The 21,497-nt window shown below is 65.7% G+C and carries 17 protein-coding genes; 13 read left to right on the top strand and 4 right to left on the bottom strand.

What is annotated here, in order from left to right; genetic code table 11:
* Positions 1 to 300 precede the first annotated feature (300 nt).
* The gene (locus tag AAE021_RS08875; protein WP_342025242.1) at positions 301 to 1,695 is read left to right on the top strand and encodes a class II 3-deoxy-7-phosphoheptulonate synthase; all 1,395 of its coding nucleotides are present in this window, start codon (positions 301 to 303) and stop codon (positions 1,693 to 1,695) included.
* A gap of 82 nt (positions 1,696 to 1,777) precedes the next feature.
* On the opposite strand, the gene AAE021_RS08870 is transcribed toward AAE021_RS08875, so the two are convergent.
* Both AAE021_RS08870 and AAE021_RS08865 read right to left on the bottom strand, forming a co-directional pair.
* Positions 1,778 to 3,937, bottom strand: a complete 2,160-nt coding sequence (locus tag AAE021_RS08870; RefSeq protein WP_342025241.1) for a Stk1 family PASTA domain-containing Ser/Thr kinase — start codon at positions 3,935 to 3,937, stop codon at positions 1,778 to 1,780.
* Positions 3,938 to 4,026: 89 nt separating this feature from the next.
* Positions 4,027 to 5,337, bottom strand: a complete 1,311-nt coding sequence (locus AAE021_RS08865) for a lytic transglycosylase (RefSeq protein WP_342025240.1) — start codon at positions 5,335 to 5,337, stop codon at positions 4,027 to 4,029.
* 276 nt (positions 5,338 to 5,613) lie between these two features.
* Here AAE021_RS08865 and AAE021_RS08860 point away from each other — a divergent pair, with 276 nt between their 5' ends.
* A complete protein-coding gene (locus tag AAE021_RS08860) occupies positions 5,614 to 5,967 on the top strand; it encodes an Rv2175c family DNA-binding protein (protein WP_152218733.1) in 354 nt (117 codons plus the stop codon).
* Between the two features lie 133 nt (positions 5,968 to 6,100).
* On the opposite strand, the gene AAE021_RS08855 is transcribed toward AAE021_RS08860, so the two are convergent.
* Positions 6,101 to 7,207, bottom strand: coding sequence for a polyprenyl synthetase family protein (locus tag AAE021_RS08855; RefSeq protein WP_425362465.1), 1,107 nt, complete (start codon positions 7,205 to 7,207; stop codon positions 6,101 to 6,103).
* Positions 7,208 to 7,213: 6 nt separating this feature from the next.
* Positions 7,214 to 7,783, bottom strand: a complete 570-nt coding sequence (locus AAE021_RS08850; RefSeq protein ID WP_342025239.1) for a hypothetical protein — start codon at positions 7,781 to 7,783, stop codon at positions 7,214 to 7,216.
* An 85-nt stretch (positions 7,784 to 7,868) separates the two neighbouring features.
* On the opposite strand from AAE021_RS08850, the gene dinB reads away from it, so the two are divergent.
* From dinB to ftsW, 11 genes are all read left to right on the top strand, one after another.
* Positions 7,869 to 9,116 (top strand): DNA polymerase IV, encoded by a 1,248-nt coding sequence (dinB, locus tag AAE021_RS08845; protein ID WP_342025238.1) that lies wholly within the window; start codon positions 7,869 to 7,871, stop codon positions 9,114 to 9,116.
* Positions 9,117 to 9,349: 233 nt separating this feature from the next.
* Entirely contained in the window at positions 9,350 to 9,733 is a 384-nt protein-coding gene (locus tag AAE021_RS08840) for a DUF3040 domain-containing protein (protein WP_342025237.1), read from the top strand.
* 288 nt (positions 9,734 to 10,021) lie between these two features.
* Positions 10,022 to 10,453: a division/cell wall cluster transcriptional repressor MraZ gene (mraZ, locus tag AAE021_RS08835; protein WP_342025236.1), complete on the top strand. Its 432-nt coding sequence runs from the start codon at positions 10,022 to 10,024 to the stop codon at positions 10,451 to 10,453.
* 203 nt (positions 10,454 to 10,656) lie between these two features.
* Positions 10,657 to 11,655: a 16S rRNA (cytosine(1402)-N(4))-methyltransferase RsmH gene (gene rsmH / locus AAE021_RS08830; RefSeq protein ID WP_342025235.1), complete on the top strand. Its 999-nt coding sequence runs from the start codon at positions 10,657 to 10,659 to the stop codon at positions 11,653 to 11,655.
* Positions 11,652 to 12,365 (top strand): hypothetical protein, encoded by a 714-nt coding sequence (locus AAE021_RS08825; RefSeq protein ID WP_342025234.1) that lies wholly within the window; start codon positions 11,652 to 11,654, stop codon positions 12,363 to 12,365. Before rsmH ends, AAE021_RS08825 begins: the two co-directional genes overlap by 4 nt.
* A gap of 29 nt (positions 12,366 to 12,394) precedes the next feature.
* A complete protein-coding gene (locus AAE021_RS08820; RefSeq protein WP_342025233.1) occupies positions 12,395 to 14,188 on the top strand; it encodes a penicillin-binding protein 2 in 1,794 nt (597 codons plus the stop codon).
* 132 nt (positions 14,189 to 14,320) lie between these two features.
* Positions 14,321 to 15,961, top strand: coding sequence for a UDP-N-acetylmuramoyl-L-alanyl-D-glutamate--2,6-diaminopimelate ligase (locus AAE021_RS08815; RefSeq protein ID WP_342025232.1), 1,641 nt, complete (start codon positions 14,321 to 14,323; stop codon positions 15,959 to 15,961).
* Positions 15,962 to 15,967: 6 nt separating this feature from the next.
* Positions 15,968 to 17,491 carry a UDP-N-acetylmuramoyl-tripeptide--D-alanyl-D-alanine ligase gene (locus AAE021_RS08810; RefSeq protein WP_342025231.1) on the top strand — a complete coding sequence of 508 codons (1,524 nt, stop codon included), beginning with the start codon at positions 15,968 to 15,970 and terminating at the stop codon, positions 17,489 to 17,491.
* Positions 17,491 to 18,594, top strand: coding sequence for a phospho-N-acetylmuramoyl-pentapeptide-transferase (gene mraY / locus AAE021_RS08805; RefSeq protein WP_342025230.1), 1,104 nt, complete (start codon positions 17,491 to 17,493; stop codon positions 18,592 to 18,594). Before AAE021_RS08810 ends, mraY begins: the two co-directional genes overlap by 1 nt.
* Complete coding sequence (murD, locus tag AAE021_RS08800) at positions 18,576 to 20,135, top strand: UDP-N-acetylmuramoyl-L-alanine--D-glutamate ligase (protein WP_342025229.1); 1,560 nt, start codon at positions 18,576 to 18,578, stop codon at positions 20,133 to 20,135. The genes mraY and murD overlap by 19 nt, the downstream gene beginning before the upstream one ends.
* A 114-nt stretch (positions 20,136 to 20,249) precedes the next feature.
* Positions 20,250 to 21,482, top strand: a complete 1,233-nt coding sequence (gene ftsW, locus AAE021_RS08795; RefSeq protein WP_342025228.1) for a putative lipid II flippase FtsW — start codon at positions 20,250 to 20,252, stop codon at positions 21,480 to 21,482.
* Positions 21,483 to 21,497 lie beyond the last annotated feature (15 nt).

The following is a 21,497-nucleotide window of genomic DNA, read 5'->3' as shown; positions in this document are numbered from 1 at the left end:
GGCGTCGGAACCGGAAACTTCGCCGGAGCCGGCAGCGGACCGTGCAACCCGAAAGCCGGTGCGGAAGCCCGGCACCGTCACGATTATTGGCCGCAGGAAAAAGGATTCACCCGCTTCCCGCCCGGCAGCCGGAGGCGTTGAGCCTGAGGACACGGAACCCCACAGCGCCTAGGCTGCCCTGCCGTCCGGCATGATCCCGGGCGATAACCCGGCGGCAGTGTTGCGCACCCGGGGACCCAGGTTACGTCCGGCGGTATCCGGCTTCGGTCCCCGGGGCCCGCAGCCAGTAGGCTTAAAGGCGTGACTTACACTCCTGTAGACAACGTGTCAGATTTTTCCACTGCCCCCAAGCCGGGCGCGGCGGACTATCCCGGCCTCGATGACTGGCGGTCCCTGCCGGCTCTCCAGCAGCCGTCATGGAACGACCACCCGGGGTATCCGGCTGCTGTGGCGGAACTGTCGATGGTTCCTCCGCTGGTCTTCGCGGGAGAAGTCGATATTCTCCGGGACCGGCTGGCCGCGGCAGCCCAGGGCAAGGCCTTCCTGCTCCAGGGCGGGGACTGCGCTGAGACCTTTGACGGCGCGACGGCGGATAAGATCAGTGCCCGGGTGAAGACCATCCTTCAGATGGCCGTTGTCCTGACCTACGGTGCCTCGCTGCCGGTCATCAAGATGGGCCGCATGGCCGGGCAGTTCGCCAAGCCGCGGTCATCGAACGACGAGACGCGCGCGGGCGTGACGCTCCCGGCGTACCGCGGGGACATGGTCAACGGATACGACTTCACGCCGGAGTCCCGTGAGCACAATCCGGCACGGATGGTCCGCGCGTACCATACGTCGGCTTCCACGCTGAACCTCATTCGGGCGTTCACTCAGGGAGGCTTTGCAGACCTCCGCCTGGTGCACCACTGGAACAAGGGCTTCACCGCCAACCCCGCACACTCGCGCTACGAATCGCTGGCCCGGGAGATTGACCGGGCCGTGCGGTTCATGGACGCCTGCGGCGCGGACTTCGAGGCGCTCAAGCGCGTGGAGTTCTTCGCCAGCCACGAAGCCTTGCTCCTGGACTATGAGCGTGCGCTGACCCGCATCGATTCCCGCACGGGAAAGCCGTATGACACCTCGGCGCACTTCCTGTGGATTGGCGAACGCACCCGTGACCTGGACTCCGCCCACGTGGAATTCCTGTCCAAGGTCCGCAATCCGATCGGCGTGAAGCTGGGCCCCAACACCAAGCCCGAGGACGCCCTTGCCCTGATCGACAAGCTGGATCCGGAACGCGAGCCGGGCCGCCTGACCTTCATCACACGCATGGGCGCCAAGAACATCCGGGAAAAACTGCCTCCCCTGGTGGAACGCGTTACGGCTTCCGGTGCACAGGTCCTGTGGGTCACCGATCCGATGCACGGCAACACGGTCACGTCACCCAACGGCTACAAGACCCGCAACTTCGACGACGTCATGGACGAGGTCCGGGGCTTCTTCGAGGTGCACAATTCCCTCGGCACCTTCCCGGGCGGCCTGCACGTGGAAATGACCGGCGATGACGTCGCCGAGTGCCTGGGCGGTGCCGATCCGATCGACCAGGAAGCGTTTGTGGAAGGTTATGAATCCGTCTGCGATCCGCGCCTGAACCACATGCAGTCACTGGAAATGGCGTTCCTCGTGGCCGGGGCGCTGTCCCGCCAGGGCTAGCCCAGCCCCCCAAAAAATAGCAGAAGGTGCGCTTCCCGAGGCTGGGAAACGCACCTTCTGCCATGTCTCGGGGAGAGGGAGGCTAGACAACCCTGAGGGTGATGACGGATCCCTCGGGTGCCATGGAGCCTCCGCTGGGATCCTGTGACTGGACAATGCCCAGGAGTCCGCCCAGCAGTTCGCTGATCTGCACTTGGAAGCCCAGGCCTTCCAGCTGAGCACGTGCCTCATCCGGGGACCGGCGGACCACATTCGGCACCTGCACCATGACCGGTCCCTTCGAGATGGTCAGCGTTACCTCCGAACCGCGCTCCACCTGCCCCGATGCCGGTGTTTGCACGGCTACGGAACCGGCCGGAATGTCCCGGCTGTTGACCTGCTCAGGGGAGACCTGGGCCGTCAGCCCGGCGTTTTTGAGGAGCTCCACCGCCTCGTCCTCCGACTTTCCGACCACTGCCGGCACGTCCACGGGCGCCGGGCCCAGGGAGACCACGAGGTTTACCGCTGCGTCCCGCCGCAGCTGCGTGTCAGGTGCGGGAAACTGGCTGATGACTTTCCCGGCGTCGACGGTTTCGCTGTATTCCTCGGTGACGGCACCCACGGTGAGTCCGGCATCGGTGATGTTGCCGGTTGCTGCCTCGAGAGTCCGCTGCACCACGTTGGGGACATCGAACAGCTCCGGTCCTTTGCTGATGAGCAGTGTTACCGGCTGGAAGCGGCGGATCTCCGCCGGTGCGTCCGGGTCGGTTCCCACGGCCAGCCCGGCGGCAACAATTTCGTCGTGGATCTCGCTGGTGGAGTACTTCAGGCCCTCCCCGCGCAGCATTGCGGATGCCGCCTCCTGTGAAACGTTGGCGACGTCGGGGACGGCAACAACGGCGCCGGGCCCGCGGCCGAAGAACCAGCCGGTAAAGAGAGCAGCGGCAACGAGCAGCACGGCGAGCACGAGCAGCAGGGCTCCGCGGCGCCGGGGCCGTCCCCGGCGCAGCGACACCTCGGGGCGGTGCGCGTCGCGGCTGGACTGCCGGTCAGCGGCCTTGGCCTCGCGGCGGGCCTGCCGCCGTTCGGCGCGGGACCCGTTCTGCTCCGCGGCGGAGTCCTCAGCGCTGTCACCGCCGGCGTATTCGGTTGCGTCCGACTGGAACTGCCCGTTCCCGGGTCCGCGCGCACCGGCGGGAAAAACGGATGTGGCGTTGTCCGCGCGCCGAATCACTTCGGTGGGATATGCGCCGGCCCCGCCCGCAGCTCCGGCCGCTGAGATCACTTCCGTGGCTCCGGCCGGAGGCCGGGGGAGTGCCGTGGTGGCGTGGGGATCGATGGCCTCAGTGGCCCCGGTGGCCCCGGATGCGGGGGACTGCTGCTGGTCCGCCGGTTCGGGGCAGTGGAAATCGAGTTGTTCATCGGACAGCGATGTGCGGATGTGGCGGAGTTCGCCGAGCAGGGCCTTACCGTCGACCGGGCGGTTGTCCGGATCAGGATCAGTGCACCAGCGGACCAGTTCATCAAGGTCCGCCGCCAGCCCCGGGCACGCCGCGGACGGTGCGGGAACAGTGGAATGGACGTGCTGGAAGGCGATCTGAATGGGAGCCGTTCCCGTGAAGGGCTGGCTGCCGGTAAGCATTTCGTAGAGCATAATGCCGGCCGAATAGACGTCGCTGCGTTCATCGGCACCGGTGCCGGTGACCAGTTCGGGGGCGAGATAGGCAACAGTTCCCACCAGCGTGCCGGTGTTGGTGCTGGTGGACACCGCGCGTGCGAGGCCGAAGTCGGCAATCTTGATGCTGCCGTTGTCCGCCAGCAGCACGTTTTCCGGCTTGACATCACGGTGGATCATTCCGGCGTCATGGGCTTCCGCCAGGCCTTCCACCACCGCATCCAGCAGGGCCAGGGCCAGCCGCGGCGTCAGCCGGGTGCGGGCCTCCAGCAGCTCGCGGAGCGTCTTGCCCGGAACGTATTCCATCACCAGATACGCGAGATTGTCAGCGAAGCCCTGGTCCAGGACGCCGACGACGTGCGGGTGGGACAGGCGCGCGGCGGATTTCGCCTCCCGCTCGAACCGGTCGAGGAATCCGCGGTCCGCGGCCAGGTGCGGATACAGGACCTTTAGCGCGACGTCGCGGTCCAGGCGCAGGTCGGTGGCCAGGTAGACGGTGGACATTCCTCCGCGGGCAATGCGGGAGAGCACGCGGTAGCGCTCGTCCACTACGGTGCCAACTAGGGGGTCATTTCCGGATTCTTGCACTCTACGATCCTACGTGCGCAGAAGGGCAGGGCCCGGATCGACACCCGATCCGGACCCTGCCCTCCCTTGCCAATGGGCTGTGCGTCCCGTTAGGAGAAGGACTGGCGGTGCGCCAGAACCGATGCCACGTAGCCGCGGGTGTCCTCGTACATGCCCTGGGTCGTCACGGAGTACTGGCCCTGGTAGTAGGAGGCGACGGCGGTCTCCAGGCTGTCGCTGGTGCGGATGAGCGAGCGGATGATGGCAACGCCGGCAGTGGCATTGTCATAGGGATCCAGCAGGTTCAGCTGGCGCCCGACCAGGTCCGAGGCCCAGTCGCCGGAGCTGGGGATGACCTGCATGGCGCCGATGGCGTTCGCGGGAGATACGGCCCGCTGGTCGAAGCCTGACTCCTGGAAGGAGAAGGCCATGGCCAGGGCGGGATCAACACCCATCTCGGCCGCCGTCTGCGCAACAATCTGCTGCATGTCCGCGCGGCTGGGCACGGGTGAAGCGTTCAGCGCATGCTTGTTGACGTTGGCGTCAGCCACCACCTGGTCCGGATAGGTGTAGTGCAGGAACGTATTGGGCACCACATCGGCCGGAGCGGATTCAGCCGGAGCCGGCTCCACCGGCGCCGTGGCGAGGGTGGTCACGCCGGCACCGGGAAGGGCAACGACGTCGCCCGGGTACAGGACGGAGCTGTCATCCATGCCGTTTGCTGACATCAGGTCGGCGAGGCTGACACCATGGCGGGCGGCAATGCCCGTGAGGGTGTCGCCTGCAGCCACAGTGTGGCCGGCCGCGGCGGGCGCGGCGGAGGCAGGTGCCGCTGAGTCCGGTGCAGCGGAGACCGCGCCGCCGGAGAAGACGATGTCCTGGCCCGGGCGGATGATCGAGGTAAGGGTCAGGCTGTTTGCCGCCAGCACGCTGTCCAGGCTGACTCCGTGCGACGCCGCAATGCCGCTGAGGGTGTCACCGGCCTGCACCGTGTAAGTGCCGGAGGGTGCGGAGGGAGCAGCCTCGGGAGCGGATGAACCCGCGGTGGGCAGGCGCAGTTCTTCGCCGGCGAAGATGAGCGAGCTGCTCTGCAGGTTGTTCACGCGGAGCACCTCGTCCAGGGACAGGCCGTAGCGCGCAGCGATGGAACTGACGGTGTCTCCCGCTTCGATGCGGTGGACGGAGGGTGCGCTGGACTCAGCGGCAATGGTGACGGGCATCAGAGTGGCAAGCTGTGACGGGGCAACAACATTGGCGGTTCCGGCGGTCATGTTCTTGATGGCCTGAAGCGGCAGCTGCGGGAAGAGCGTCGCGTTCGGCCCCACCGGAGCAGCCTGTGCAGGCTCGGCAAGAGCGAGTGCTGACATCATGACGGCAGGGATCGCTGCGGTGGTGACCGCAACACTCAGTTTGCGGGGCATTCCCTTTGAGCTGGAACGCGGGGAATTGCTCCCCTGAATCGACTGAGCAGTCATAAAGGGTTGTTTCCTCATCTGTAGACGGCGCGGCCTTTACCGCAACTCGTTTAACCAGTAGCAAGTAGTGGTGCGAGCGTGACAGAAGTGATTTCTGTGACCTAAGCGAATTTACACTACAGAGGGTATTGGGCCATACCTGAGTACATAAGGGAGAACGATTCCGGTTCTGCAACGAGTCGAAAGTGGCCTCGAACGGGGTTCTCATGGGAACCTAGGGGTGTGACTGAACTTGAGGAACTTGTTTCCGACTGGCTGACCCTGCCCGATGTGGCTGAACAACTGAATGTTTCCATTACCAAGGTGCACAGCATGCTCGAAGAGCGTGCACTGGTGGCCGTGCGGCTCGGCGAGCGGAAAATCCGCAGCATCCCGGCCGCCTTTGTCTCCGACGGAGCTGTCCTGGACAGCCTGAAGGGCACGATCTCAGTGCTGATTGACGCCGGCTACAACGACGAGGAAATGATCCGCTGGCTCTTTACGGCGGATGACTCACTGCCGGGGCGTCCCGTGGACGCGCTGCGCGAGGGCCGGAAAACGGAAATCCGGAGGCGCGCGCAGGCCCTGGGCTGGTAGCGCACCACTGGTGGCGCGACAACGTCTTTAACACCGGATAAAACACTGCGGCACCCGCATTAATCATTCGCGTTAATACAGCAGCGGCCTCCGTCCAATGGGGGCCGCTGCTGTATGCGTTAAAGCCGGTTGCTCAAGCGGTGCGGGTTACTGCGGCATGAGCCAGTGAGTCCAGGGCTGCACGGGCAACGTCATCCACGGGCATCTGGTGCAGTGCATCGAATGCTGCCCGGGTATGGCCCTCAATGAGCGCTTCCGTGGCGGTGAGAGCCCCGGATTCCTCGATCAGGCCGCGGAGTTTGGCCACGCCGTCGTCGTCCAAATCCTCGCGGCCCAGCGCTGCTCCGATCATTTCCCGGGCTGAGGGTCCGCCCAGCGCCAGCGCATAGGCAACCAGTACGGTGCGTTTGCCCTCGCGCAGATCATCGCCTGCAGGCTTGCCGGTCTGCGCCGGGTCGCCGAACACTCCCAGGACATCGTCGCGCAGTTGGAAAGCCTCCCCGAGGGGGAGGGCAAACCGCGAGTACCAGTCCAGCAGTTCGTCGGACGCGCCGGCCAGTGCTCCGCCCAGGGTCAGCGGGTGCTCCGTGGTGTACTTCGCCGACTTGAAGCGCAGGATGTTGCGTGCCCGCACCACTGCCCGTTCGGGTTCGTACGTCGGCCCAACCACCTCTTCAAGGATGTCAAGGTACTGGCCGGCCATCACCTCAGTCCGCATCCGGTTGAAGATGCGGCGGGCCGGGGTCCCGTGCGCCGCCTGGGCGCCGACGGCGGCGAACATTTCTTCACTTAGTGACAGGCACAGGTCTCCGGCCAGGATGGCTGCGGAGGAACCGAAGTGGATCCCGTCCAGGTGCCAGGCGGCCTCGCTGTGAGCCGTGCTGAAGCGGCGGTGGACGCTGGGTCCGCCCCGGCGCGTGTCGGACCGGTCGATGATGTCGTCATGGATCAGCGCCGCGCTCTGGAACAGCTCCAGGGCAACTCCTGCCCGCACCGCCGTCTGGCCCAGCTCCGGGCCGCCGGCGCCGCGCCAGCCCCAGTAACTGAGCAGCGCCCGCAGCCTCTTGCCGCCCTGGGCCAGGGATGAGACGGCGTCCAGCAGCGGGAGCGCTTCCATTGAAACGTCTTGGAGCACGGCCTGCTGCTCATTCAGGAACGCGTCCATTTCGCTGCCCAGGAGCTTCCTGTACCGGGCCTGCTCTTCAACGGCGGCCGCCTGGGGCGTGTGAAGGGATTCCATCCCGCGCTACTTGGCTGACTCTGGGAGGGTATTAACGCTGGCGGTGAACGTCCTGCCGCCGTCACCGGGAACCACCGTCACGTTGGCTGTGTCATTGCCGCCGGCCCGGACAAACTGCTGCAGGGTTGCGGCTCCCTGTTTCTCCGGCTTACCGGAGGAAGCGAAACCCTGGCCCTCGAACTTCGCGGCGTAGTACGCCAGGATTTCCTCGGCGGACGCGCTTGTCGAAGCCGTCAGGGACGCGGTGTAGAGGTCGGACGTTTCCTCAAAGCTCGTGGACAGGGGGTTTGACCCCGGCATGACCGAAATGACGTCAGTGGGGAATCCTTCGGCGACGGCGGAGCTGCCGGCTGTTTCCGAGGGGCTGGCCGAACTCCCGGGGGAGGCCGCCGTGCTGGGAGACGCCGATCCGGAAGCTGTGGGGGAGGCCGAGGGGGAAGCAGCGGATGGCGAAGGGGATGCGGCCGCGGAGGAGGATTCAGTGCCGGCGGCGTCGTTGGATTCGGTGTCCGGGGTGCACCCGGAGGCAGCCAGCAGCAGGGCTGCGGCAGTCAGAGCGATCAGGGGCTTCTTCATGGGTGTCCGCATCTTGTGGGGGTCAGGATCTGGTCCCCAGTCTAGGCGAAACGAAAACGTCGGACCCGTTGTCTACCATGAAGGAGTGACCAACGGCCCCAGCGAAAACCGCGACTGCACCATCATGCACGTGGACATGGACGCCTTCTACGTCTCGGTGGAATTGCTCAAGCGCCCCGAGCTGGCAGGCCGTCCCATCATCGTGGGCGGCCTCGGCGGCAGAAGCGTTGTCCTGTCGGCCTCCTACGAGGCCAGGCGTTTTGGCGTGCACTCCGCCATGCCCATGTCCGTTGCATACCGGCAGTGCCCCCAGGCGGTCATCCTGGAGCCGCACCAGGAGGACTACCGCGAAGTGTCCGGGCGGCTCATGGCCATCTTTGAATCCATCACGCCGCTGGTGGAACCGCTCAGCGTGGACGAAGCCTTCCTGGACATTGCCGGTGCCATGCGCCTGCTCGGCCCGCCGCGCGCCATCGGCGAGCTGATCCGCGCAAGGGTCGCGGCAGAGCTGGGGATTACCGCCAGCGTGGGCATTGCGGCTACCAAGTTTGTGGCCAAGATTGCTTCCACGCGGTCCAAACCGAACGGGCTGCTGCTGATTCCGCGCAGTGAAACCGTTGCCTATCTCCATACCCTGGACGTTTCGGCGCTCTGGGGCGTCGGCGCCAAAACGCGGGAAACCCTGGCCCGGGTCGGTATTTCCACGGTGGAGGACGTTGCCCGCACCCCGGTCTCCGTCCTCAAGCGCCTGCTCGGCGCCACCGGTGAACACGTGTATGAGCTTGCCTGGGGGAGGGACCCGCGCAGTGTTACTCCGGTGCGCCGGGAAAAGAGCATCGGAGCGGAGGAGACGTTTGCCCGGGATGTTTCCGACGACGAGACGCTGCACACGGAGCTGCTGCGCCTGGCGCACAAGACAGCCGCCCGGCTGCGGGCGGCGGGGATGCAGTGCCGCGCGGTCTCCCTGAAACTGCGCTACGCGGACTTCTCCACTCTCACCCGCACCCGCACGCTGCGTGAACCGGTGGACAGTGCCCAGCTCATTTACGAGGAAACCCGCGCGCTGCTCACGGCGCTGGGGCCGCGCCGGATGAGCGTGCGCCTGATCGGGCTGCGGACCGAGCGGCTGGAGCCGGCGGAGGGGGCGGCGGTCCAGCTGACCCTGGACGGCCGGGACGATAACTGGCGGTCCGCCGAAGACGCCCTGGACAAGATCAATGCCCGTTTCGGCGAGCTCGGCGTGATGCCGGCACGCCTGCTGGATCCGTCCCGCAGGGGCCGCTCCGGCCGGGGAACCGGACACCCTGCGCCGCCTGAACAGTCCGCGGACTAAGCCCTAGGCGGAAAGGTATGCCCGCAGCGCCGCCACCGCTTTCCCCTGATCAGAATGGCACCTATCCTAAGACGTAAGCACAACACGCGTTCTGTCCGGGTTATGGGTCCTGGCGGATCCCCAGTTTTCCTGGGGGCCCTCCGCAGTTACTCCGGGGTTCGGCGGCGGGAACCGCCCCGGTACCGGGATCGTTGGTTGGGTTACAGAGAATTTCGGACCGCAAGGAGGCAGTAATGGCACTCTCGGAACACGAGCAGCGCTTGCTGGACCAGTTGGAGCAGCAATTACACGCCGAGGATCCCAAGTTTGCGAATTCGATGGCGACGCCGTCCGGCGCCGGTATCTCTACCCGGCGGATAGTGATCGGGGCCCTTGTCGCGGTGGCGGGCATAGCTCTGCTCCTCCGGGGGGTGTCCCTGGAAATGCCGGTGAGCCTCATTCTGGGAGTTCTTGGATTCCTGGTCATGGGATCTGGCGTGTACTACGCGACCACCCGCGGCAGGCGCGGAGCACAGGCGAGTTCTCCGGCGCGCAGGAAAGAACGCGAAGCGAGTTCCTCGAAGAACTTCATGAGCAATCTGGAAAACAAGTGGGATGAGCGCAAGCGCGACCAGTAAGCCTGGCGCTCCACATTCCTCCACCGGTTCATAGATTCGGGAAAAGACCCGCTGCGGCGGGTCTTTTTGTCGTTAAAGAGCCGCTCCGGAGACACTCCGCACAGGCTTTTTGCATTGATCACCCTCCACAGCCCTCCCTCCGCGCCATGACGCGGAAGAAAAGGCGCGGCGCGCCGGAAAACGGCCGCCTTTAGCGTTGACTGTGGAGGGAAGTGGAGTAAAGTGGAGGCTATAAGAGGGTAGGGGCAGCGCAGGAGGAACTTCTTCCAATCAGACGGGTGGTGACTGATGTTCCTCGGGACACATTCACCTCGCCTTGACGAAAAGGGGCGGCTCATCCTGCCGGCCAAGTTCCGTGAGGAACTGGCTGAGGGACTGGTGCTGACAAGGGGCCAGGAACGATGCATCTACGTGTTCAGCCAAAAGGAATTCGAACGGGTCCACGAGCAGATGCGGGAAGCCCCGCTTTCCTCGCGTCAGGCACGGGATTACATTCGAGTCTTTTTGTCGGGAGCGTCCGACGAAGTTCCGGACAAGCAGGGCCGGGTCACCATTCCGCCGGCCTTGCGGGCCTACGCCGGACTTGGCCGTGAACTGGCCGTGATCGGTGCGGGGACCAGGGCTGAGATCTGGGACGCGGCAGCATGGCAGACCTACCTCGAAGAGCAGGAAACGGCGTTCTCGGAAACCGACGAGGACACCATGCCCGGCCTCTTCTAACCAGCACGGCGGCAACAACAGCATTACCGAACACCCACCAGACAGAGACCGGACAGCAGCGGTTTCTTGCATGAGATCTCCAGCCGCCCCGCAGGGCCGGCACCTGACTCACTTCCCCGGAGCCAGGCGCAGGCAGTGCGAGGCGCGGATGGGGGCCTGATATAAGAACTACGCCGCCGTCCCAGGACGCGGAAGGACAGCAGATGAGCGAAGAACGCCCAACCGAAGAACGGCATGTTCCGGTGCTGCGTGACCGCTGCATTAATCTGCTGGCTCCGGCAATTGAAAAAGCGGTATCCGAGCATGGTTCCGCCGTCGTGGTGGATGCCACCCTCGGCATGGGCGGTCACACGGAGGCCATGCTGACGCGGTTCCCGCAGCTGCACGTGATCGGCATAGACCGTGACCGGCAGGCGCTGGCACTGGCCGGTGAGCGGCTTTCCCCGTTCAAGGACCGCATCGATCTGGTGCATGCCGTGTATGACGAGATTGCCGACGTCGTCACCGACCTGGGCTTCGACGGCATCGACGGCGCGCTCTTCGACCTGGGCGTCTCGTCCCTCCAGCTCGACGAGCGGGACCGCGGGTTCGCCTACTCCTATGACGCTCCGCTGGACATGCGGATGGACACCAGCCGCGGACGCACGGCGGCCGACATCGTCAATACGTACAGCGAATCGGACCTCGTGGCCATCATCCGCAAATGGGGAGAAGAGAAGTTCGCGGGCCGGATCGCCTCAGCCATCGTCTCCACACGGGCCGCCAAGCCCTTCACCACCACGGGCGAGCTGGTGGACGCCATCCGCACGGTGGTCCCCGCCGGTGCCGCGCGCACCGGGGGACACCCGGCAAAGCGGACCTTCCAGGCGCTGCGGATTGAAGTCAACGAGGAACTGGACGTGCTGGAGCGGGCCATCCCCGCATCGCTGTCCGTCCTGAACCTCGGTGGCCGGGTTGTGGTCATGTCCTACCACTCGCTGGAGGACAAAATCGTCAAGGGTGTCTTTACCGCCGGAGCCCGTTCCTCGGCGCCCAAGGGCTTCCCGGTGGAGCTTGACCAGCACAAGGCTCAGCTGCAGCGGCTGACCAAGGGCACCGAAGTTCCCACCGACGCTGAAATTGCCGAAAATCCCCGCGCCGCCTCAGCCAAGCTGCGGGCCGTGGAACGTATCCGCATCCCGACTGACAGGGCAGGATCATGACGCAGGTACAGACGCGGCCGCATGCACACACCGGTGCCGTCCGCCGCGCAACCCACGGCAACACCGCCCGGGCCCTGGACTGGACGCCCCGGACCGCACCGGCAACGGCACCCGCCGCGCCGCGCCGCCGCACGCCCCTGTCGGTGGTTCCCGCTTCGAAAACCCGCCGCCGTGCCCCGCTCTTCATCTTTTGCTTTTTCGCTTTGATCCTGGGGCTGAGCGCCGTCCTCCTGCTCAACATCTCCGTGTCCAGCGGCCAGTACCAGCTGGTCCAGCTGCAGAACGAGCGGACCGAACTGGCCCAGCGCAACGAAGCACTGACCCAGCAGCTGGAAAACCATCAGGCACCCCAGGTCCTGGCCTCGGCGGCCGCGGACCTCGGCATGGTCACGTCCTCCACTTTCGGAAGCATCGACCTGCAGACCCTCTCGGTAACGGGCAACCCCGTGCCGGCCGAGGAAGGCACCGCTCCTCTTGTCCTGATTGATGCACCCAATGTGCTGACCCAACCGATAGCACCGGCCGCCGCGGCTCCCGCGCCGGCCGCCGAAGAATCAGTCCGGGCAGCGGAAGCACGGGAAGCCGAGGCGGCTCAAGCCGCCGCAGCGGCAGCCGGTGAACCCGCCGGGGCGGAAACGGCCCCGGCGGAACAGGAAGCAAATCTGAACGGCGGAACCATCCCGGCTCCGGTCCAGAGAAGCGGATACTAATCTCTATCGAGCAGTGACGAGGATACGTTGTGGCAAAAGAGCGGGGTTCCGGCAGGGACAACCACAGGGTAGCCATCGTTACCGGCAGGCTCCGGACCGGTTTGATCCTGGCCCTGGTGATGCTGACCGTCTTGGGCGTGCGGCTTTTCCAGGTCCAGGCGGTTGATCCCGAAGGTATGGCAGAAGCCGCCGTCGCCAAGCGGCTGACCACCCAGTCGATCCCGCCGCTGCGCGGCAGCATCCTCGACTCGGAGGGCAACTATCTGGCCCGCAGCGTCGAGCGCTTCGACATTGTGGTGGACCAGACGCTGTCCCATGACTACACCGAAGAGCAGGAGTTTCCCCGCCGCACGGCGGAGGGAACGCTCGAGGACATCAGCTTCGATCAGGCCTTCGACGAGCTGTCCGGCATCCTCGGACAGGATCCGGAAACCCTGCGGAATTCGGTGCTCGGTGACAACACCTTCAACTTTGTGGCCAAAACCGTCACCCCGGAAATCAAGGACAAGGTCCTGGCCGTCAAGTTCCCCGGGATCTATGCGGACCGCACCACGCTGCGCACGTACCCTTCCGGTTCCGTTGCCGGATCAATTGTTGGTTTCCTCGGAACCGACGGGCCGCAGGAAGGCCTGGAGCTGACCCAGGATGACATCCTGGCCGGCGAAGCCGGAAGCAAGACCTACGAGATCGGCGGCGACGGCATCCGTATTCCGTACGCCACCAACGAGGACTCCCCGGTGGTTGACGGCGAGTCGGTCAAGCTCAGCATCGACCAGGACCTGCAGTGGTTCGCGATGCAGTCCATTGCCAGCCAGGTGGAGGAATACAACGCCGACTGGGGCAATGTGGTTGTGGTCGAGGTCAAGACCGGCCGCATTATTGCCATGGCCGAATCGACCACGGTGGACCCCAATAATCCCGGTCTCACCCCGGCCGAGTCGCGGCAGCCACTGTCCGTGACAGTTCCCTTCGAACCCGGATCCACCACCAAGGTCATCACCATGGCGGCTGCCCTGGAACAGGGCATCATTGACCCGCTGACCCAGTTCGAAATTCCGTCCACCTATACCGTGGACGGGCAAACCTTCAAGGACGCCTTCGACCACGGAACCGTGCACATGACGGCGGCGGGCATCCTGACGAAGTCCATGAACACGGGAACAGTCATGATCGGGCAGCAGCTCACTCCGCAGGAACGGTACGACTGGCTGCGCAAGTTTGGCATCGGGGAGCCTCTGAACGTGGGGCTCAACGGGGAAACCTCCGGCATCCTGGCCGAGCCCGAAGAGTGGGACACCAGGCAGCAGTACACCGTGCTCTTTGGCCAGGGGCTGGCCCAGACGGCGCTGCACACGGCGATGGTTTACCAGACCATCGCGAACGACGGCGTGCGCATGGCACCCAGCATCATCGACAGCTATGTCGCTGCGGACGGGACCGAGACCCCCGCCGAAAAGGCCGAGCCCACCCGCGTGGTGTCCGAACAAACAGCGAGTGAAGTCCAGCACATGCTGGAAACCGTTACGGCCGAGGGTTCGGGGGCCGGCGGCAGGCTGGAGCAGTACCGTGTGGGTTCCAAGACCGGCACGGCCGAGGCACCCGCCCCCAACGGTGGTTATGACGGCTACACACTCTCTTATGCTGGTATTGCACCAATGGATGATCCCCAGTACGTGGCAGTCGTGACGCTGCAGCGGCCCCAGGGGTCACTGCAGGTCCTCGATCCGGGAAGAACCTTTAAGAAGGTCATGGAACAGGTCTTGACCACGCGTAACGTCGCTCCGTCCACGTCGGAACCGGAGCTGTACCCCGTGGAGTACTGATTCCCGCCATGGGCCGGGCACACCGGCCGCTGAGGCTGCCGGGTTCATCCTTCTTCGAGCAACACGTCAATTTTCTGGAGCAATGCAGTGCCTATAAGTGATCAGCGTCAGCCGCCCCGTCCGGGAAGCGGAATGCGGCCCTCCGCGCAGGAGCCGGTTTCCCTCAGGGAGGCAACGGATGCCCTGGCAGCAGACGGGCTGCCGGGGATCAAGCCTGCCCGGGAATCGGACGGGGAGCGCGATGTGCTGCTGACCGGCCTCACGATCAACTCCCGCGAGGTCCTGCCGGGCGACCTGTATGTCGCCCTGCCCGGCGCCCGCCACCACGGTGCCCGGTTTGCCGAAGCCGCAGCGTCCGCCGGTGCCGCGGCAGTGCTGACGGATCCGGACGGCGCCGCCGGGCTGGGCCAGCTGCCGGTCCCGGTGTACGTGACGGACGACCCCCGCCGCTTGGTGGGCCCACTGGCGGCGGCGGTGTTCCGCAGCCGGCCGCAGGACGGCAGCGCACCGGCACTGTTCGGCGTCACCGGCACCAACGGCAAGACCACCACCACATACTTCATCAATTCGCTGCTCGGCGCGCTCGGCATGAGAACCGGACTCATCGGCACGATTGAAATCCTGGCCGGCGGGGAACCCATCGCCAGCACCCTGACCACTCCGGAGTCGCCCCAGGTCCACGGCCTGCTGGCCCTGATGCGGGAAAAGGGCCTGGATGCGGCAGCCATGGAGGTTTCATCCCACGCCATTTCCTACCGGCGGGTTGACGGCGTCGTTTTTGACGTCGCCGGCTTCACCAACCTGACCCAGGACCACCTGGATCTGCACGGCTCCATGGACGAGTACTTTGCGGCCAAAGCAGCCCTCTTCACGCCCCAGCGCGCCAAGCGCGCCGTCATTACCGTCGACGACGAGTGGGGGGTCAAAATGGCGGCACAAGCCCCCGTCCCGGTGTGGACCCTGGCCACCCGGGACACCGCAGGAGACGCTGACTGGCGGGTCACCGACGTCGTCCGCGCCGGGCTGGGGCACCGCTTCACGCTGCGCGGACCCGGCGGTGCCGTCCTGAACACTGGAACGGGCCTGCCGGGCACCTTCAACGTCTCCAACGCGGCGCTGGCCCTGCTCATGGTGCTGGCCTCGGGAATCGAACAGGACCAGCTGCAGGCCGCCCTGGACCGCAGCGACCCCTTTACCGTGGAAGTTCCGGGCCGGATGCAGCTTGTAGGCCAGGCGCCCGCCGCGATCGTGGACTTTGCGCACAACCCTGACGCGCTGGCCCGCACCCTGCAGTCGGTCCGCCGGGAGGCTTCCGGCACCCCCGGGGACACCGAAGCGGCCGGAGCCACGGCGGCGCAGCGGCCGCGCGTCATTGTGGTGTTCGGGGCCACCGGAGAGCGTGACCAGACCAAGCGTCCGCTGATGGGGGCCATCGCTGCCCGGCTGGCGGACGTGGTGATAATCACCGACGACGACCCCCATGACGAGGACGAAGCAGCCATCCGCGCCGGTGTCCTGGCCGGAGCCCGCGCCGCCCGCGACCAGGAATCCCTGGGGTGTGAAATCCTTGAGCTGGCACCCCGTGCCGCAGCGATAGACCGCGCCGTTGAACTGGCGCGCCCGCAGGATACGGTGCTGGTGGCCGGCCGTGGACACGAAGTATTCCAAGAAGTTAAAGGAGTGAATGTGGCCCTCGACGACCGCGTGGAACTGAGGCAGGCTTTGACAAGGTACGGATTCCCTGTGCTGTCCGGCGACGGGGTAGAGTCCTAATTCGTCATGATTGAACTTAGCGCAGCAGACTTAGCGGTTATTACGGGCGGCACCCTGATCGGCGGCGCCGCACAGGCGCCGGACACGATCGTGAACTCGGCCACAACCGACTCCCGGGAGTCCTCCCCGGGATCCCTCTTTATTGCCAAACCCGGCGAAGCATCCGACGGACACCTCTTCGTTGAAGCGGCCTTTGCCCGCGGCGCCGTCCTGGCCATCGTGGAACGCCCGGTGACGGATCCCTCCGGATCCGTGTACCCGGCCGTCCTGGTGCCCGACGCCGTCCTGGCCATGGGCGCGGTGGCCGCCGAAATTGTCCGCCGGCTGCGGGCCAATGCGCCGCTGACCGTCATTGGCATCACCGGCTCCGCCGGCAAAACGACCACCAAGGACCTGCTGGCCGGGATTCTGCGGGGCGAAGGCGAAACCGTGGCCCCCGTGGGCTCCTACAACGGGGAGGTTGGCGTACCGCTGACCATTTTCGGCGCGGGCTTCGGCACGCGCTACCTCATCGTGGAGATGGGCGCCACGGGAGTGGGCCACATCGAATACCTGGCCTCCATGGTTAAGCCGGACATCGGCGTCGTGCTCTGTGTCGGATCCGCCCACGCCGGGGAGTTTGGCGGCGTGGAGAACATTGCCAAGGCCAAGGGCGAACTTGTTGAAGCACTCGCTCCGGGCGGCACCGCCGTCCTGAACGCTGACGACATCCGCGTGGCGGCCATGGCCCAGCGCGCCGGCTCCGGCGTCGGGATCCTGTACTTCACCTCATCTCCGGAAGAAGCGCACGGAGCGAAATCGGCCCTCCGGGCCGTGGACGCCCGGACGGATGCCCTCGGCCGGCCCGTATTTACCCTCCGGTTCCCGGACGGCAGCGAACACCCGGTGGAATCCGGGCTGATCGGCGCCCATCACACCGCCAACCTCCTGGCCGCCGCCTCGGCCGCGTATGCCGCCGGAGTTCCGGCCGAACGGATAGCAGCCGGACTGTCCGGGCAGAAGGCCGCCAGCCGGTGGCGGATGGAACGCACCGACCGGCCGGACGGGGTCACGATCATCAATGACGCCTACAACGCGAACCCCGAATCCATGCGGGCCGCCCTGCGCACCCTGGCGGAACTGGGCCGCGGCCGGCGCACCTGGGCCGTGCTCGGCGAAATGCTCGAGCTTGGCGACACCTCGGTCACCGAGCACGACGCCATTGGCCGTTACGTGGTCCGCCTGAACATCTCCCAGCTCATCGTCGTCGGCACCGGTGCCCGCGCCATGCACACCGGCGCAGTCATGGAGGGCTCCTGGGGAGACGAATCCGTTTTCGTGGAAACGGCAGAGGACGCCGAACGCATCCTGGCCGAATCGCTGGAACCCGGTGACCTGGTTCTCTTTAAATCCTCCAACGGCGCTGCACTGCGCTACCTCGGTGATCGGATAGCTTTGAACGCCCCATCTTCAACCTCCGCCATGCCGCCGGAATCCCGGCAGCAGCACATTAGCCCGGATCTTTCCGGGGAAGCCGGAGGCGTGCAGTAGTGGTTTCCCTGCTTATTGGCTCATCCCTGGCCCTGGTTTTTGCCTTCATCGGCACGCCGCTGTTCATCCGGTTCCTCGTCCGCAAGAGTTACGGACAGTTTGTCCGCGACGACGGACCGACGTCCCACCACACCAAGCGCGGCACACCCACCATGGGCGGCGCCGTCATCGTGGCATCCGTGGTGGCGTCCTACTTCATTACCCACCTGATCAGTTTTGCCATCAACCCCAGCAGCTTCGGTCCGTCAGTCTCGGGGCTGCTGGTCCTGTTCCTGATGGTGGGCATGGGCATGGTGGGCTTCATTGACGACTACACCAAGATTTCGCGCCAGCGCAGCCTGGGACTGAACGCCAAGGCCAAGATCATCCTGCAGACGCTTGTTGGGGTCACGTTTGCCATCCTGGCCCTGAACTTCCCGAACGGGCAGGGCCGGACACCGGCCTCCACGGAAATTTCCTTCATCCGGGACACCGGCCTGGACCTGGCCTTCGCCGGAACCCTGATTGGCGCCATTCTCTTCATCCTGTGGGCCAACCTGATCATCACCGGCACCACCAACGGCGTGAACCTGGCCGACGGGCTGGACGGCCTTGCCGCCGGCGCCTCCATCCTCGTTTTCGGCGCCTACTTCCTGATTGGCATCTGGCAGTCCAACCAAAGCTGCGGCGCGCCCGGCTCCGGAAGCGTCTGCTACGAAGTCCGCGACCCCATGGACCTGGCCCTGCTGGCCGGAGCGATGGCAGGTGCACTGGTGGGCTTCCTCTGGTGGAACACGTCGCCGGCCAAGATCTTCATGGGCGACACCGGATCCCTGGCCATCGGCGGGGCCATTGCGGCCTTCGCCATCCTGTCCCGCACCGAGCTGCTGCTGGTCATCCTCGCCGGGCTCTTTGTCATCATCACGCTGTCCGTGATCATCCAGGTGGGGTACTTCAAGCTCAGCGGCGGCAAACGCGTCTTCAAGATGGCCCCGCTGCAGCATCACTTCGAGCTCAAGGGCTGGGCTGAAGTCACGGTGGTGGTCCGGTTCTGGATTGTTGCCGGACTGTGCGTGGCCGTGGCCCTTGGCCTCTTCTACGCGGAATGGGTTGTGGGAAATTGAGCGGGAAAAATGCTCGGCTGGATGAACTGACCACCTGGGACGCGCCGTGGCGCGGCCTGCGCGTGGTTGTCACGGGGATTGGCCTGTCCGGATTCTCGGCCGCCGACACCCTGATCGAACTCGGCGCCCGCGTGGTGGTTGTGGACGCAAAGGACACCGAAGAGAACCGGGCCAAGGCCGATACCCTGCGCATCGTGGGTGCCGCCGACGTCCTGCTGGGCGCCGCCCACGCGGAGTCGCTGCCGCTGGTCGAGGGCGAACCCGCTGAGCTGGTGGTTACCTCTCCCGGCTTCAGCCCGTTCCATCCGCTGATGGTTTCCGCCTCCGACGCCGGAGTTCCGGTCTGGGGCGATGTGGAACTGGCCTGGCGGGTCCGCATCCGCGAAGGCCGGAAGACGGCCGAATGGCTCACCATCACCGGCACTAACGGCAAGACCACCACCGTGTCGATGACCGAAAGCATGCTCCTCGCGGCCGGCCTGCGGGCCATCGCCGCCGGCAACGTGGGCACGCCCATCCTGGACGCCATCCGCGACCCGCAGGGCTACGATGTCATTGCCGTTGAGCTGTCCAGTTTCCAACTGCACTGGTCCTCCTCGCTCTCGCCCCTGGCCAGCGTGTGCCTCAACGTCGCCGAGGACCATGTGGACTGGCACGGGTCCTACGACGCGTACCTGGCCGATAAGGCAAAGATCTACGAAAATACGCGGGTTGCCTGCATCTACAACGCCGAGCAGTCCGAGACCGAACACATGGTCGAAGAAGCGGACGTCATTGAAGGCTGCCGGGCCGTTGGCTTCACCACCGGGATGCCGGCCGTTTCCATGGTGGGCATGGTGGAGAACCTCCTGGTGGACCGGGCCTTTATTGAACAGCGCAAGGACTCCGCCGCCGAACTCGCTTCGCTGGCGGATCTGGGCGAACACGCCCCGCGGCACCTGGTGGCCAACGCGCTGGCCGCCGCTGCCCTGGTGCGCGCCTACGGCGTCGAACCCGTTGCCGTGCGGGACGGACTGCGGGCCTACGCGCCCGGAGAGCACCGCATCCAGCCGGTGGCCCGCCTCAATGACATCCTGTGGGTCAACGATTCCAAGGCCACCAACCCGCACGCCGCCGCTGCCTCGCTGTCGGCGTTCGATCCGGTGGTGTGGATTGCCGGCGGACTGCCCAAGGGCGTCGAATACGATGACCTCGTCCGGGCCCACGCCGCCCGCCTCCGCTCCGTCGTCCTGATCGGAGCCGATTCCTCGGCCCTTCGTGATGCGCTGGCACGACACGCGCCGCAGGTTCCGGTGATTGAGGCCGTCCCGCCCCACACTGGTGGAAGGCACGCCTCCAGGCCCACAGCCAGCGGTGAGGAAGTGATGGCTTTGGCCGTCGCAGCCGCCGCCGCACAGGCCAGGCCGGGAGACACCGTGCTCATGGCGCCGGCAGCGGCGTCCATGGACCAGTTCGCGTCCTACGCGCACCGCGGCGACGCTTTCATCGAGGCCGTCCGCGGGTACGTGGAAGGACAGGCGCAGACTTCTAAGGAGCCCTAGATGGTCACGACGTCCTCAGGGAAGCCCCGTAAGCCTGTCCTTCGCTCCAGCCGCCCGGCAGCGCCGTCCGCCGGAACCGGACCGTCCGCACCTCCACGGGCGGATGCACCCCCCGTGGAAACGAGCGGTTCCGGGGGCTCCAACCGCCCTCCCCGCAAGCCGGCCGATCCGGACAAAAAGCCCTCGGTGTTCGAGCGCGGCATCGTCCTGCTCGAAGGCAGCCGCCGCAAAGCCACCGGTTCGGCCTACTACACCATCCTGGGCGCCTCGCTGGCGCTGACGGCCATTGGGCTGATGATGGTGCTGTCGGCGTCGTCGGTGGAATCCATCGCGGCCTCGGCCGGAGAATCCGCCGGCAACACCTTCAACTTCTTCCTCAAGCAGGCCATGTTTGCCGGGCTTGGCGTAGCGGCAATGCTGGGCCTGTCCAGGCTCGGTCCCGCGGCATACAAGAAGATGGCCTGGGTGCTGCTGGCACTGGCTGTCGTGCTGCTCCTGCTGGTCTTCATTCCCGGCATCGGCAGGGAGGTCAACGGCAACCGGAACTGGATCGATATTGGCGGCCTCGGCGGGCAGCCCTCCGAAGCCGCCAAGCTGGCCATGGCCGTATGGTTCGCCTCCGTGCTCTCCCTGAAACAGAAGCTGATCACCCAGTGGAAGCATGCCCTGGTTCCCGTGGTGTTCCCCGGCGGGCTGCTGCTGATTGGGCTGGTCATGCTCGGCAAGGACCTGGGCACGGTGATCATTATGGGCATGATCATGATCGCGGCGCTCTTCTTTGCCGGCGCCCCGCTGCGCTTCCTCACTGCACTGGTGGGTCTCGGAGCCGGTGCGGCGGTGCTGATGTCGCTGGTCAGCAGCAACAGATCCAGCCGGATCAGCGCGTGGCTGAAGCTTGACTGCGGGGGAGGCGTCTGCGACCAGGCCAACGCGGGCATGTACGCGCTGGCGTCCGGCGGCTGGTTCGGCGTGGGGATCGGCCAGAGCCGCCAAAAGTGGAGCTGGATTCCCGAAGCCCACAATGACTTCATCTTCGCCATCATCGGCGAGGAGTTCGGCCTGCTGGGCACGCTGCTGATTGTGCTGCTCTTCGGTGTCCTGGCGGTGGCCACCATCCGCATGACCATGCGCCACACCGATCCGTTTATCCGCATTGTCTGCGGCTCCATCCTGGTCTGGATCATTGGGCAGGCCTTCGTCAACATCGCCATGGTGACGGGCCTGCTTCCCGTGATCGGCGTCCCGCTGCCTTTCATTTCCTACGGCGGGTCGTCGCTGACCTTCACCTTGGCGGCCATCGGCGTCCTGCTGTCCTTTGCCCGCAAAGTCCCCGAAACCAATCTTTGACGAAAGTGAACCATC

It is taken from the genome of Arthrobacter citreus (genome assembly GCF_038405225.1).
In the GTDB taxonomy this organism is placed as follows: Bacteria; Actinomycetota; Actinomycetes; order Actinomycetales; family Micrococcaceae; genus Arthrobacter_B; species Arthrobacter_B citreus_A.
This window is presented reverse-complemented; position numbering and strand designations above follow the sequence as displayed.

Excerpts from the sequence above, each read along its gene's own strand:
- AAE021_RS08850 (WP_342025239.1), bottom strand. The coding sequence starts at position 7,783 with ATGAAGAAGCCCCTGATCGCTCTGACTGCCGCAGCCCTGCTGCTGGCT.
- murD (WP_342025229.1), top strand. The coding sequence starts at position 18,576 with ATGGGTTGTGGGAAATTGAGCGGGAAAAATGCTCGGCTGGATGAACTG.
- AAE021_RS08855 (WP_425362465.1), bottom strand. The coding sequence starts at position 7,207 with ATGGAATCCCTTCACACGCCCCAGGCGGCCGCCGTTGAAGAGCAGGCC.
- AAE021_RS08865 (WP_342025240.1), bottom strand. The coding sequence starts at position 5,337 with ATGCCCCGCAAACTGAGTGTTGCGGTCACCACCGCAGCGATCCCTGCC.
- AAE021_RS08815 (WP_342025232.1), top strand. The coding sequence starts at position 14,321 with ATGCGGCCCTCCGCGCAGGAGCCGGTTTCCCTCAGGGAGGCAACGGAT.
- AAE021_RS08825 (WP_342025234.1), top strand. The coding sequence starts at position 11,652 with ATGACGCAGGTACAGACGCGGCCGCATGCACACACCGGTGCCGTCCGC.
- AAE021_RS08840 (WP_342025237.1), top strand. The coding sequence starts at position 9,350 with ATGGCACTCTCGGAACACGAGCAGCGCTTGCTGGACCAGTTGGAGCAG.
- mraZ (WP_342025236.1), top strand. The coding sequence starts at position 10,022 with ATGTTCCTCGGGACACATTCACCTCGCCTTGACGAAAAGGGGCGGCTC.
- AAE021_RS08810 (WP_342025231.1), top strand. The coding sequence starts at position 15,968 with ATGATTGAACTTAGCGCAGCAGACTTAGCGGTTATTACGGGCGGCACC.
- rsmH (WP_342025235.1), top strand. The coding sequence starts at position 10,657 with ATGAGCGAAGAACGCCCAACCGAAGAACGGCATGTTCCGGTGCTGCGT.